Source organism: Amycolatopsis coloradensis, from assembly GCF_001953865.1.
GTDB classification, from domain to species: domain Bacteria; phylum Actinomycetota; class Actinomycetes; order Mycobacteriales; family Pseudonocardiaceae; genus Amycolatopsis; species Amycolatopsis coloradensis.
The window spans coordinates 303,930-316,957 of sequence record NZ_MQUQ01000012.1 but is presented as its reverse complement, the minus strand read 5'-3'; the positions used below and the strand labels follow the sequence as shown (position 1 = coordinate 316,957).

The window sequence follows — 13,028 nt, the reverse complement described above, 5'->3', positions numbered from 1 at the left end:
GGCGACTCTTGCCAGGCGACCTAACGACGCAGGTGAAGGGCCCAAACAGCGGAAGCGGCACGCTGCCAGGTGAAGTCACTCGAACGGCTGAAACCGCTGTCACGCAGCGCTGCCGCTTGCTCCGAATGGTCCAGTACGTCACGCAGGGCGGCGGCAAGCGCTTGCGCGTCACCCACCGGTACGACGACGCCCGCTCCCCCGGCGACCTCGACCAGAGCCGGGACGGCCGAGTGCACCACCGGCACCCCCGCCGCCATCGCCTCGATCAGCGGCAGCCCGAACCCCTCCGCCCGGCTCGGCATCGCCAGCACGGACGCGCCCCGCAACGCGAACGCCAGTTCCGCGTCGCTCACCTTCCCCAGCAGCCGGACGTCCGCGCCGTGCTCACGCGCCAGCGCACCCGGATCGATTCCGCCCCAGCCCGGTTGCCCGGCCAGGACCAGCGGCACCCCGATCCGGCCGGCGGCGTCGATCAGCACGTCGACGCCCTTGCGTGGCTCGATCGTCCCGATCGCCAGCACGTAACGCCCGGGCAGCGCGACCTCGGCGAACTCGGTATGCGGCCGAACCCCGTGTGGAATCACGCGAAGCGGCACGGAGACCGGCACCAGCCCCGCGAGTTCGTCCGCGATCGCTCGTGTCGGCACGGTCAGCGCGGTCGCCCGCGACGCGGCGCGCGCGATCACCGCCTTGTGCCACGAGACTCCGCGCGGCGTCAGCGTCTCGGGATGCGTCCACGGCACGGTGTCGTGCACCGCGACCGACAGCGTCCGCCCCTTCGGCACCCGGGCGGGCGCGAGGGGTGTCGGCGCGTGCACCGCGTCGCCGCCCGGCCACCACGGCAGGCCCAGCTGCCAGGCCGCGATCAGCGCCCGGGGCGGGATCGGCAGCACGCGCGGCCCTTCGACCCCCTCGACGAACGCGGCGTCGACGTCGGGATGCCGCGCGACCACGCTCGACACCGTCCAGCCCGGCGGCGCGGTCTCGGCGAGCGCCCGCAGCAGCTCGCCGGTATAGCGGCCGGTCCCGCCGGGGACGGGCGCCAGCAGCTGCTCGGCGAGCACGACCAGTTCGGGCATGGTCTCTATTCTCTCTGGCATGACCGCCGCCGAGCCCAGCACCACCGTCGTCGTGGTCACCTGGCGCGGCGCCGCGCACGTCACCGCCTGCCTCGACGCCCTCGCCGCGCAGTCCCGTCCGCACCGCACCCTGGTCGTCGACAACGCCTCCGACGACGGAACGGCCGCGCTCCTCGCCGCTCACCCGTCGAAGCCCGAGGTGCTCCGGCTGCGACGCAACACCGGTTACGCGGGTGCCATGGCCGCCGCACTGAACAAAGTGGACACTCCATTGATGGCATGGCTGAACGACGACGCCGCGCCCGCCGCGGAATGGCTCGCGAACTGCGAAGACACCCTCGCGAAAGCCCCGCTCGCCGCGGCCGTGAGCGCCCGGCTGACGCTGGCCGACGGGACCGTCCAGTCCACCGGCGTCCGCCTGACCGCCGACGGCCACGGCGCCGACCTGCCGGAACCCACCGGCGAGGTCTTCGGCTTCTGCGGGGGCGCGGCCGTGCTGAACGTCGAGGCGCTCCGCTCCGTCGGCGGCGTCCCTGCCTCCTATTTCTGCTACTACGAGGACACCGACACCGCGTGGCGCCTGCGCCTCGCGGGCTGGGACGTCGTCAGCGCCGACGCCGAGGTCACCCACCGGCATGGCGCGAGCACTCGGCCCGGTTCGGTCCAGTTCCACCGGTGGAATGAACGCAACCGCCTGCTGACCCTCCTCCGGTGTGCTCCGCGCGCGGTCGCGCTCCGCCAACTGCTGAAGTTCGCCGCGCTCACGCTCGTCCTATCCCTTCGAGGGAAACCGGAGGCGCCGAACTTTCGTCCGAACCTGCGGTACCGGGTGCTGGGTGAGGTCGCCGCCCGCCTGCCGCGCACGCTGCTCGAGCGGCGGGCCATCGGGCGGCGCGCGGCACTCGGCCGAGGCGCGGTCTGGGACGCGTGGGCAGGCAATTAAGCTTGCCCCAATCGAGAGCAGGGAGTACGGCTTTGGCGCAGGGGGAAACGCAACCGGTCGTCTCGGTGATCGTGGTGAACTTTCGCGGGGCCGCCGACACCGTCACCTGCCTGCGCGCACTGGCTGAACACGATTACCCGAACCTCGAGGTCATCTGCGTCGACAACGCCTCCGGCGGCACCGACGTGGCCGAGATCAAGGCCGCGGCCCCGGGCGTCAAGCTCGTCGAGTCCCCGGTGAACACCGGCTTCGCGGGCGGCTGCAACCTCGGCGCGAAGCACGCCACCGGCACCGTCCTCGCCTTCCTCAACAACGACGCCCGCCCGGCGCCCGGCTGGGCAGGCGCCGCCGTCGCCGAACTCCGCGCGCGGCCGACGGTCGCCGCGGTGGCCAGCAAGGTCCTCGACTGGGACGGCACCGGCACCGACTTCGTCGACGCGGGCCTGACCTGGTTCGGCATGGGCTACAAGCGGCACGCGGGCAGCCCGCTGGCCGACGTCCCGGCCGCCGAGCACGAGATCGCCAAGGACGTCCTGTTCGCGACCGGTTCGGCGATGTTCGTCCGCGCCGGGGTGTTCGCCGAACTCGGCGGGTTCGACGAGCGGTTCTTCATGTTCTACGAGGACGTCGATCTCGGCTGGCGGCTGAACCTGCGCGGCTGGCGCGTCCGGTACGTGCCGGAATCGCTGACCTACCACAAGCACCATGCCACGATGTCCACAGTGGACGCTCCGGACTCCGGCCGCGAGACGTTCTTGCTGGAGCGCAACGCTTTGGCCGCGCTGTACAAGAACCTCTCCGACGAGACACTGTCACGCGCGCTGCCGGCCGCGCTGGCGCTGGCCGTCCGCCGGGCGACCGCGCGCGGCGATCTCGACGCCACTCGGTTCGACCTCGCCAAGGGTGTCGGCCCGGCCGAAACCGGTCCGGTCGAGGTACCGCGGACGACGTTGGCAGGCGTACTCGCGATCGATCAGTTCGTCGAGCTGCTGCCGTCGCTCGCCGAGTCCCGCGCCATCGAGCAGGCTGCCCGCGTCCGTACCGACGCCGACCTCCTTCCCTTGCTGCGCAAGGCGTTGGAGCCCGCGTACCCGCTGCCGCGTTATCTCGCGGCGCACGACATCCTGGTCGAGACCTTCGGTATCGACGCGCTCTTCGGGCAGCGCCGCAAGGTACTGGTGATCACCGGCGACGCGATCACCGAGCGGATGGCGGGCCCGGCGATCCGCGCGTGGAACATGTCCGCGACCCTGGCCGCCGAACACGACGTCCACCTGGTGACGGTCAACCCTCTCGCCGACCCGCCGTCCGCGCCGTTCCAGGTCAGCGCGGCGACCCGGCGCGAACTGGAAGCCCCGATCGCGTGGGCCGACATCATCGTCCTGCAAGGCCACGTGCTGGAACTCGCGCCCTCGCTCAAGAAGCAGTACGCGCACAAGATCGTGGTCGCGGACCTGTACGACCCGATGCACCTGGAACTGCTCGAACAGGGCAAGGGTGTCCCCGACGACAAACGCGCCCTCGACCTCATCGGCGTCACCAAGGTCCTCGACGCGCAACTGGAACGCGGCGATTTCTTCCTGTGCGCGTCGGAACGTCAGCGCCACTTCTGGCTCGGGCACCTCGCCGCGATGGGCAGGCTCTCGCCGCGGCTCTACGACGCCGACCCGACCACCCAGTCGCTGCTCTCGATCGTCCCGTTCGGCCTGCCCCCTCACGCGCCGGTTCGCACCGGCCCCGGCCTCCGGTCCACTTTGGACGGTATTGGCGAGACCGATCACGTCGTGCTGTGGGCGGGCGGGGTCTACAGCTGGTTCGACCCGCTCACCCTGGTCCGCGCGATCGAGCGGCTGCGGCGGCGCCGCGGCGACGTCCGCCTGGTGTTCCTCGGGATGAAGCATCCCAACCCCGAGGTCACCGAGATGGACATCGGCGCGCGCACGATGCTGCTGTCCGACACGCTCGGCCTCACCGGCAAGCACGTGTTCTTCAACCAGCACTGGGTGCCGTACGAGGAGCGCCAGAACTGGCTGCTGGACGCGAATTGCGGCGTCACGACGCACTACGAGCATGTCGAGACGACGTTCGCGTTCCGCACCCGGGTGCTGGACTATCTGTGGGCCGGGCTCCCGATCGTCACCACCGACGGCGACTCGTTCGCCGACCTGGTCCGTGAGGAACGGCTCGGCGTCGTCGTCCCGGCCGAGGACGTGGACGCGCTGGCCGACGCGCTGGAAAAGGCGTTGTACGACGAGGAGTTCGCGGCGGGCTGCGTCGAACGGATGGCCGCGGTCGCCCGGCGTTACACCTGGCCGGAAGCGCTGAAACCACTGGTGGAATTCTGCCGGAACCCGCGTCCGGCGGCCGACAGACTACCCGGCTCCGCCGACCTCGTGCTCACCGAACCGGTGCGGGGCAAGGAAATGCTGCGTCGCGACGTCGACCTGATCCGCGAATACCTCGCCGATGGCGGACCGAAGGAACTCGTGCGGCGCGTCGGCGGCCGGGTGGTCAAGGTCGCCAAGCAGAGGCTCGGCCGTGGCTGACCGCCCCTTGCGCGTCCTGCTCGACGGGACCCCGCTTCTCGGTGCCAGGACGGGTATCGGCCGGTACACGGTCGCGCTGTCCGAAGAACTCGCGTCCATGTCCGAAGTGGACACTCGTGCGGTCGCGTTCACGTTGCGCGGCTGGCGGCGCCTGCGGAAGGTGCTGCCGCACGGCGTCCAGGCCCGCGGCATGCCCGTGGCGGCGCGGTTGCTGCGCAAAGCGTGGCTGCGTTCCCAGCTGCCGCCGGTGGAACTGTTCGCGGGCCCGACGGACGTCGTGCACGGCACCAACTTCGTCCTGCCCGGCCGGTTCCGCGCGGCCGGGGTGGTGACGATCCACGATCTGGCCTTTTTGGACGCTCCCGGGGAACTCGCGCCGAGCGATCACGAACTCCCGCGACTGGTCCGCCGGGGCGCCCGGCTCTCCGACGTGATCTGCACTCCCACCAACGCCGTCGCCGATCAGATCGCCGAACGGCTCGACGTCGACCGCCGCAAGATCGTGGTCACCCCGCTCGGCGTCAACCCGGCCTGGTTCACCGCGCGCCCGCCGGACCAGGAACGCCGCGAGGAACTCGGCCTTCCGGACAAGTATCTGCTCTTCGCCGGCGCCCCCGGGCCCCGCAAGGGCCTGCACTGGCTCCAGCAGGCGCACGAGGCCGCACCGGATCTGCCGGAACTGGTGTTCGTCGGCCCCGGCTCGTTCTCGGTGGGCTCACGTTCGCGACATGTCGGCTACCTGTCGGACGTGAACCTCCGAAGGGTCGTCGCCGGGGCGAGCGCGCTGGTGCTGCCGTCGCGAGACGAGGGCTTCGGGCTCCCGGTGCTGGAAGCGATGGCGTCTGACGTGCCCGTGGTGTGCACGGACATCCCGGCGCTGCGCGAGGTGGCCGGGAACTGCGCGAGCCTGGTCCCCTACGAGGACGTCGACGGTCTCGTGGAGGCTCTGCGGATCGCCGTCAGCGACCCGCACGCCGTCGCCACCTCGGCCGCGCGCCGCGCCCACGTCGCGAACTTCACCTGGCGCGCGTGCGCCGAACTCACCGTCGCCGCCTACCGCCAGGCCAGCACCCAGCACTGATCCCCCCTCGCGTTTCGTCCTCTAGTTGCGGTACTTGCACGCGCAACTACCGCAACTAGAGGACGAAACGCGGGAGTGTCAGGAAGCGAAGTAGGCCTTCAGCGCCTCGGACCAGTCCCGAAGCGGCGTCAGGCCAGCCTCACGCCAAAAGGCGTTCGACAGCACCCCGTATGCCGGGCGCACCGCCGGACGCGGAAACTCCGACGTCGTACAGGGCTTCACCCGCGCCGGATCCGCGCCCAGTTCCGTGAAGATCGCCCGCGCGAACCCGCACCACGTCGTCGACCCACCACCCGTACAGTGCAGCACTCGCTGCGACGGCCCCTGCCCGGAAGCGACCTTCCCGGCCAGTTCCAGCAGTCCGGCGGCGAGATCACGCGACCAGGTCGGCGAACCGGTCTGATCGTCCACAACGGACAGTTCTTCGCGTTCCTTCTCCAGCCGCGCCATGGTCTTAACGAAGTTCGAGCCGGTCTTGCCGTACACCCAGGACGTCCGCACGATCCAGGAACGGGCCCCCGAGCCGAGAACCGCGTCCTCGCCCGCCGCCTTTGTCCGGCCGTACGCGTTGAGCGGGCCCAGCAGGTCACCGGTCTCGTACGGTGAAGTCGCGTCGCCCGCGAAAACGTAGTCCGTCGACACGTGGATGAGCGGCACACCACGCGACGAGCACGCCGCGGCGAGCACCCGGGGACCGTCGGCGTTCACCGCGAACGCCCGCTCCTCATCGGTTTCCGCCGCGTCCACCGCGGTGTAGGCCGCCGCGTTGATCACCACCGGCGACGTCCCGGCCGCGCGTGCCCGGTCCGCCAGTTCGGTCACCGCGGCGACGATCTGGCCGGTGTCACGCAAGTTCAGCTCCGCCGACGACGGTGTCGCGGCGGCCGGCGCCAGCGCGGCGATGTCCTGCCCCAGTTGGCCGGAGCCACCTGGCACGAGAATATTCAGCAACTTCTCACGCTCCCGCATGGTTCTTCAGCGGCTCCCACCAGGACCGGTTGTCGCGGTACCAGGCGACCGTGTCGGCCAGACCGTCCTCAAAGGACCGCTGCGGTGCGTAGCCGAGTTCCCGCGAGATCTTGCCGATGTCGACCGAATACCGGCGATCGTGCCCCTTACGGTCCTCGACCGGCTCGACACTCTCCCAGTCGGCGTCGACAGCGCTCAGCAGCAGCCCGGTCAGCTCGCGATTGGTCAGTTCCGTGCCACCGCCGATGTTGTAGACCTCGCCCGGCCTGCCACCGTCGGCGACGAACTGGATACCGCGGCAGTGATCGTCCACGTGCAGCCAGTCACGCACGTTGAGCCCGTCGCCGTAGAGCGGGACCTTCTTGCCGTCGAGCAGGTTGGTCACGAAGAGGGGAATGACCTTCTCCGGGAATTGGTACGGACCGTAGTTGTTCGAGCACCTGGTGACACAGACAGGCAGGCCGTGGGTGCGGAAGAAGGAGCGCGCCAACAGATCCGAAGACGCCTTCGACGCCGAGTACGGCGAATTCGGTTCCAGCGCGTGGTCTTCGGTCCAGGATCCCTCGTCGATCGAGCCGTAGACCTCGTCGGTGGACACGTGGACGAACTTCCCGACCTCGGCTTCGAGCGCGCCCTGCAACAAGGTCTGCGTGCCGAGCACGTTGGTCAGCACGAAGTCGGCCGCCCCCGCGATCGAACGGTCCACATGGGACTCGGCGGCGAAGTGGACGACCAGGTCGATCCCCCGCATCAGCTCGTTGACCAGCGCGGCGTCACAGATGTCGCCCTTTTCGAACCGGTAGCGCGGGTTCTCGCGCACCGGCTCCAGGTTCGCCTCGTTGCCCGCGTAGGTCAGCTTGTCGAGTACGACCACCTCGGCGTCGGCGAGACTCGGGTACGCCCCGTTCAGCACCTGCCGGACGTAGTGCGAGCCGATGAATCCGGCACCTCCGGTGACCAGCACGCGCATCCCGCGTTCCTCCCTCTGCGACTTCCCTGACCAGCCGAGTGTGCACGACCGGGGCAACCTTCCACCAGCCTACGGACGTCTAACACAGGGGTCAGTAGAGTTGTGGAGTGGCACGCGTGTGCCCTGGGGAGATTCGTGGAGGACCGCACGTGACCGAGTGGCCCGGGCCACCCCTTCCGGCGCGCCGGAACGGCGGCCTCGTGGTGTTCGCCCGCCGTGGGGTGAAGGTCGTGTTCAGCCTGGTCTCCATCACGATCCTGGCGCTGACCTGGTGGGGCTGGCAGTTCATCGGCGACCCGTCGCAGGGTTTCGCGACCACGAACATCTTCGAGGACAACGGCCACCCGCCCGCGAAACCGCTGGACGGCGCGATCGACATCCTGCTCGTCGGCCAGGACAGCCGCACCGACGCGCAGGGCAACCCGCTGCCGCGCGAGGTCCTCGACATGCTGCACGCCGGTGTCTCCGACGGCGAGCGCCAGACCGACACGATGATCCTCGTGCACATCCCGCAGGACGGCAAGAAGGCGACCGCGATCTCCTTCCCCCGCGACTCGTGGGTCGAGATCACCGGCGGCTTCGGCAAGCACAAGCTCAACAGCGCGTACGTGTACGCCTACAACGACACGTCGAAGACGCTGCAGCAGCAGGGCAACTCGGATCTCAAGGACGTCGACGCCAAGGCGAAGGACGCGGGCCGCAAGAACCTGATCGCGACGCTGGAGAAGTTCATCGGCAAGCCGAAGATGATCGACCGGTACGCCGAGGTGAACCTGTCGAGCTTCTACGAGATCACCAAGGCGATCGGCGGCGTCGAGGTGTGCCTGAACGGGCCGGTCAAGGAACGGAAGTCCGGCGTCGACCTGCCGGCCGGGCGGCAGACCGTCGAGGGCGTCCAGGCGCTCGCGTTCGTCCGCCAGCGGTACGACCTGCAAAATGGCGACCTGGACCGGATCGCGCGCCAGCAGGCCTTCCTGTCTGGGCTGGCGAACAAGATCCTGTCGTCCGACGTCCTGATCAACCCGGTGAAGATCGCGGACCTCATCGACGCGGTGAAGAAGTCGGTCGTGCTGTCGGCAGGCTGGGACCTGCCGGAGTTCGCCGCGCAGATGCGTGGGCTGACCAGCGGAAACGTCGAGTTCCACACGATACCGACTCAAGGTGACGCGATGATCGGCGGCGCCGCCGTGCTCCGGGTGGACCCGGCGCAGGTGCAGGCCGAGGTCACCCGCCTGACCTCCGACGGGCAGACGGCGCCCGCCGAGACCCCGGCCAAGCTGCCGGGCGCGGAAGCGGTGACGGTCGAACTGTTCGACGGGTCCGGCTCCCCCACCCTGGCCACCGAGACGCGGAATCTCTTGCAGGGCAAGGGTTTCAAGTTCGCGGCCGATACCAAGCTCAGCACCCGCAACTCCACGGTCGTCCGGTACGCGCCGGGCGACGAGGACGCGCTCGCCCTGATCAAGCAGGTCTTCGGCACCGCGGTGCAGGCCGAGGCGGATCGCGACGTCGCCCCGGGCAAGGTGCGGGTCCTGCTCGGCAAGGACTTCAAGGGCGCGTCCGCCGGTGGCCCGGCCACCGCCCCGTCGAAGACGTCATCCCCGTCGCAGCCCGCACAGCCGCCCTCCAGCGCTCCGGCGGCGCCCACCACGACGCCGATCGTCGCGGGCGATGTGCCCTGCGTCAATTAATGGCCGGGTACTCAGCGTGGCCGACCTCGCGGTGGCCTAGCCTTCTCCTACGATCGGATAAGCGGGCACCCCAGGGGAGGTGAGCAGGGATGGACAGCGAGGACAAGGACGCGGATGAGCGTTCTGAGCAGTTGGACGCCGAAGACTCACAGCCGCAGGAAGACACCACCTCGGATACCGAGAGTGATGAAAAGCCCCCGTTCGTCCCGACGCCGTACCCGCGCGACACGCTCCCCCAGCCGTCTGCCCCACTCGAGGACGAAGCGGTCTCGGGTGTGCTCGCCGTGCCCGAGCGCCCGCCGCGCCGCGCCGGCCGGATCACCCGGCGGATCGCACTCGGCCTCGTGTCGCTGCTCGCCCTAGGCACGACGGGCTACGCGTACGTCACCAAGGACCAGCTACAGAACAACGTCCCCACGACGAACGCGCTGAGCAAGGCGGACGATCCCGCCGCGCCGCCCGCCGACGACGGCGCGAACGACATCCTCCTGGTCGGCAGTGACGCGCGCACCGACGCGCAGGGCAATCCGCTGCCGCTCAAGGTCCTCAAGGAGTTGCGCACCGAGGAGAAGCCGGGCGTCAACACCGACACCATCATCATCCTGCGCATTCCGAAGAACGGCGGGAAGCCGTCCGGTATCTCGATTCCGCGCGACACCTGGACCGACATCCCCGGCCGCGGCCCGAACAAGATCAATTCGGCGTACGGCGTCGCGAAGGCCAACTACGCGAACGCGCACCGCGGTGAGCCCGACCAGGCGAAACTCGAACGCGATTCCGACCAGGAGGGTCGCAAGGCACTGGTCCAGACCGTCCAGGACCTGACGCAGATCCGCGTCGACCACTACGCCGAGGTCAACCTGCTCGGGTTCTATCTGCTGACCGAAGCGCTGGGCGGGGTCAAGGTCTGCCTGAACCATTCCACCGAGGACAAGGACTCCGGCGCGAACTTCCGGCGCGGCGAGCAGACCGTCTCGGGCGGGGAGGCACTTTCCTTCGTGCGCCAGCGGAAGAACCTGCCGCGCGGCGACCTCGACCGCATCGTGCGGCAGCAGACCTTCCTGTCCTCGGCGCTGAACCAGGTGCTCTCGGCGGGCACGCTCACCAGCCCGTCGACGATGGCGGGCCTGACGGACGTCGTGCGCCGGTCGATCGTCCTCGACGAGGACCTGGACCTGCTGGAATTCGCGCAACAGGCGAAGGGGATCGCGTCGGGCGACCTGACGTTCACGACCATCCCGGTGGTGAACGTCAACGGCCGCAGCGCGGACGGCCAGAGCATTGTCGAGATCGACCCCGCCGCCGTGCGGGCTTTCGTCTCCGGCCTGGTGGGCCGGGGCGGTGGCGGCGGGGCGTCCGGCGCGGCTCCCCTGCTCGCCGCGTCGAGCGTTCCCTGCGTCAACTAGCGTTGGGGGCGTGAGCCTCACCGAACTGCTGCTGCGACCCCTGCTCGGGTCGCCCGCGAAACCGCTGATCACGCACTACGACGACAAGCAGGGCAGCCGGGTCGAACTGTCCGTGGCGACCACGGTGAACTGGGCAGCCAAAACGGCGAACTGGCTGGTCGACGAGTTCGACGTCGAACCGGGCGACGAGGTCGCCGTGGTGCTGCCGCCGCATTGGCAGACCGCCGGCGTCCTGCTGGGCGCGTGGTGGTGCGGTGCCAGGGTGGTGACCGAGACCGCGGGCGCGCGGGTGGCGTTCGTCGTGCCGGGCGGCGTCTCCGACGCGGCCGCGACGGCCGTCGTCTCACTGCACCCGATGGGCCTCGGGCTGCCCGCCGGTTCCGTGCCCGACAGGGCCATGGACTACCTGACCGAAGCCCGACTTTCGGGCGACCAGTTCAGCCCGCTGTCGCCCATTCCCGGTGACACTCCGGCGCTGGGTTCGTCCACTGTGGACGAGGTGCTGGCCGAAGCTCGTTCCCGCGCTTCCAGCCTGGGCCTGTCGGCCGACGATCGCGTTCTGTCCACTGTGGAATGGACCGGCAAGGAAGGCATTCTCGCGGGATTCCTGACGCCGCTCGCGGCCGGTGCGCATCTGGTCCAGGTGACCGACGCGGATCCGGCCAAACTCGCTTCCCGGCGCGAAGCGGAGCGGACGACCGCGGATCTCTCCTCCTGAAGTGTTATGAACGGACCTTTTATAACAGAATTTGTTATAAAAGGTCCGTTCATAACAGGCACGGGGCCTCAGGCGTCCTGAAGCTGCTTCGCCTCACGCTTGCGTCCGAAGAGCATGTGGTCGAGCGACAGCTTTCCGGCGTTGAAGCCGAGCGCGAGCCCGGCCACCGCCAGGACGAGGACGAGTTCGTAACCACCCTGACCGGTCAAGCCGTTGTCGAGGTGCACCGAGAGCAGCGCGCCGACGGAAACCACGACGAAGCCGAGGCCCACCAGCGGCGTCAAGAAGCCGACGATGAACAAGATGGCTCCCACGATCTCCACCGCGATCGCGAAGATCGCCGCGAGCGTCGGCAGCGGGATTCCTGTCTGCTCGAAGAACTTCGCGGTGCCGTCGATCCCGTTTTCCCACTTCTGCAGGCCGTGTGCGAGGAAGACGACACCGACACCGATCCGGCCCAGCAGGAGGGCGACATCCTTGAAACGAGCGAACATCGGGTATCAGCTTTCTGATCGGTGAATATTCAACTTACCGGGATCAAGGTAAGGCACCGGACGCCTCCGACGGCACCTCCGGAGCGTGATCGACAGGTACCCGACAGGAACCGGCCCCCGGACGGCGGCATGTCCTCTGTGGAAGGACGTGGCTGTTATTCCCCCGTACGGCCGCCGTTGTCCCAGGCGCCCGGCGGGCAGAATCCCGTGCGTGACGGATGAACGTCTGGTCGGACCGCGTGCTGTATCCGAGCGACGTCGAGTCCGCCGGACTGGCTTTCCGCGGCGACGGCTCCGGATGGTCTCGTTGGAGCACCGAGTTCGACTGGCCCTCAAATTACACCGCGTCCTCGGCAGCACATGGTCGAACGACAGCGTCATGCGGCACGACGTCGAATCCGACGAGAAGGAAGCATCCGTGGTCGAAGTCGGCTACGCGATCGCGCCCGGCGAAGATCCCTTCGGCAACCCGGTGACCCTAGTCTTGCTGGACGATCACCTCGCGGTTTCGCCTGGGTCGAGAAACCGGAATCGCTCAGCGGTCTGTCCGCCGCTGCTCCGAGGCCAGACCCGTCCAGCCCCCGCTGACGGCCAGCACCGCGAGCACTCGCTCGGCCTGCTCGGCGAACCCGGCCAGATCCGCGTGCAGCAACGCGATCCGCTCGGCGTCGAGCGGGACCTCGTCGTCGGCCCACAGCTCGATCACCGTGCTGACGGTCCACACGAGGAACTGGATGATCCGGATGAACTCCGCGGACGGCTCGTCGACGGCCTTGCGGTAACCCGTTTCGATCTCGTCGCAGGCCGCGACCAGCTCACGCAGCGGCTTGACAACGTCGGCCGCCGTCCCGTCCCACCCGGCCGACGGCCACGTGCGATCCCCGAGCTCGAGCCACAACCGCCAGCCGGCGATCAGCTCGGCCTCGTCGTGCGGTGTCCACGACACCGGAGCGGACCAGAACATCCTTCGAGAGTGACACCGTCGGCCCATGATCGCCGTACTTCCATGAAGCATCTCACCGCCTACGGCCTTCCCCCTCCGCAATTCGTCCTCTAGTTGCGGTCGTTGAGCGTGCAACCACCGCAACTAGAGGACGAATTGCGGACGTCCTGAAGCGCGTGACGGCGTCG

At 69.1% G+C, this 13,028-nt stretch carries 11 protein-coding genes; 6 read left to right on the top strand and 5 right to left on the bottom strand.

Annotation, left to right across the window (positions count from 1 at the left end; all coding sequences use genetic code 11):
* Positions 1-20: 20 nt before the first annotated feature.
* Positions 21-1,079 carry a glycosyltransferase family 4 protein gene (locus tag BS329_RS22750; protein ID WP_076163446.1) on the bottom strand — a complete coding sequence of 353 codons (1,059 nt, stop codon included), beginning with the start codon at positions 1,077-1,079 and terminating at the stop codon, positions 21-23.
* 19 nt (positions 1,080-1,098) lie between these two features.
* Between BS329_RS22750 and BS329_RS22745 the strand changes: the two genes are divergently transcribed.
* Genes BS329_RS22745 through BS329_RS22735 form a run of 3 tightly spaced genes read left to right on the top strand, consistent with a single transcriptional unit; the run spans position 1,099 to position 5,649 of the window.
* On the top strand, positions 1,099-2,022 hold the full coding sequence (locus BS329_RS22745) for a glycosyltransferase family 2 protein (protein WP_076163247.1): 924 nt from the start codon (positions 1,099-1,101) through the stop codon (positions 2,020-2,022).
* Between the two features lie 32 nt (positions 2,023-2,054).
* Positions 2,055-4,568 (top strand): glycosyltransferase, encoded by a 2,514-nt coding sequence (locus tag BS329_RS22740; protein WP_076163246.1) that lies wholly within the window; start codon positions 2,055-2,057, stop codon positions 4,566-4,568.
* Entirely contained in the window at positions 4,561-5,649 is a 1,089-nt protein-coding gene (locus tag BS329_RS22735) for a glycosyltransferase family 4 protein (protein ID WP_076163245.1), read from the top strand. The genes BS329_RS22740 and BS329_RS22735 overlap by 8 nt, the downstream gene beginning before the upstream one ends.
* A 78-nt stretch (positions 5,650-5,727) precedes the next feature.
* Here the strand turns inward: BS329_RS22735 and rfbD are convergent, their stop codons facing one another.
* Together rfbD and rfbB are read right to left on the bottom strand one after the other, a co-directional pair.
* Positions 5,728-6,618: a dTDP-4-dehydrorhamnose reductase gene (gene rfbD / locus BS329_RS22730; protein ID WP_076163244.1), complete on the bottom strand. Its 891-nt coding sequence runs from the start codon at positions 6,616-6,618 to the stop codon at positions 5,728-5,730.
* The gene (rfbB, locus tag BS329_RS22725; RefSeq protein WP_076163243.1) at positions 6,605-7,588 is read right to left on the bottom strand and encodes a dTDP-glucose 4,6-dehydratase; all 984 of its coding nucleotides are present in this window, start codon (positions 7,586-7,588) and stop codon (positions 6,605-6,607) included. The genes rfbD and rfbB overlap by 14 nt, the downstream gene beginning before the upstream one ends.
* Positions 7,589-7,737: 149 nt before the next feature.
* Here rfbB and BS329_RS22720 point away from each other — a divergent pair, with 149 nt between their 5' ends.
* The 3 genes from BS329_RS22720 (at position 7,738) to BS329_RS22710 (ending at position 11,403) form a co-directional block, all read left to right on the top strand.
* A complete protein-coding gene (locus BS329_RS22720) occupies positions 7,738-9,279 on the top strand; it encodes an LCP family protein (protein WP_076163242.1) in 1,542 nt (513 codons plus the stop codon).
* An 89-nt stretch (positions 9,280-9,368) separates the two neighbouring features.
* Positions 9,369-10,685 (top strand): LCP family protein, encoded by a 1,317-nt coding sequence (locus tag BS329_RS22715; protein WP_076163241.1) that lies wholly within the window; start codon positions 9,369-9,371, stop codon positions 10,683-10,685.
* A 10-nt stretch (positions 10,686-10,695) separates the two neighbouring features.
* Positions 10,696-11,403: a TIGR03089 family protein gene (locus BS329_RS22710; RefSeq protein ID WP_076163240.1), complete on the top strand. Its 708-nt coding sequence runs from the start codon at positions 10,696-10,698 to the stop codon at positions 11,401-11,403.
* A gap of 68 nt (positions 11,404-11,471) precedes the next feature.
* Here the strand turns inward: BS329_RS22710 and BS329_RS22705 are convergent, their stop codons facing one another.
* On the bottom strand, positions 11,472-11,897 hold the full coding sequence (locus BS329_RS22705; protein ID WP_076163239.1) for a DoxX family protein: 426 nt from the start codon (positions 11,895-11,897) through the stop codon (positions 11,472-11,474).
* A gap of 535 nt (positions 11,898-12,432) precedes the next feature.
* Positions 12,433-12,861 carry a hypothetical protein gene (locus tag BS329_RS22695; protein WP_076163238.1) on the bottom strand — a complete coding sequence of 143 codons (429 nt, stop codon included), beginning with the start codon at positions 12,859-12,861 and terminating at the stop codon, positions 12,433-12,435.
* Positions 12,862-13,028: the final 167 nt, after the last annotated feature.

Excerpts from the sequence above, each read along its gene's own strand:
- BS329_RS22705 (WP_076163239.1), bottom strand. The coding sequence starts at position 11,897 with ATGTTCGCTCGTTTCAAGGATGTCGCCCTCCTGCTGGGCCGGATCGGT.
- rfbD (WP_076163244.1), bottom strand. The coding sequence starts at position 6,618 with ATGCGGGAGCGTGAGAAGTTGCTGAATATTCTCGTGCCAGGTGGCTCC.
- BS329_RS22745 (WP_076163247.1), top strand. The coding sequence starts at position 1,099 with ATGACCGCCGCCGAGCCCAGCACCACCGTCGTCGTGGTCACCTGGCGC.
- BS329_RS22695 (WP_076163238.1), bottom strand. The coding sequence starts at position 12,861 with ATGTTCTGGTCCGCTCCGGTGTCGTGGACACCGCACGACGAGGCCGAG.
- rfbB (WP_076163243.1), bottom strand. The coding sequence starts at position 7,588 with ATGCGCGTGCTGGTCACCGGAGGTGCCGGATTCATCGGCTCGCACTAC.
- BS329_RS22715 (WP_076163241.1), top strand. The coding sequence starts at position 9,369 with ATGGACAGCGAGGACAAGGACGCGGATGAGCGTTCTGAGCAGTTGGAC.
- BS329_RS22750 (WP_076163446.1), bottom strand. The coding sequence starts at position 1,079 with ATGCCCGAACTGGTCGTGCTCGCCGAGCAGCTGCTGGCGCCCGTCCCC.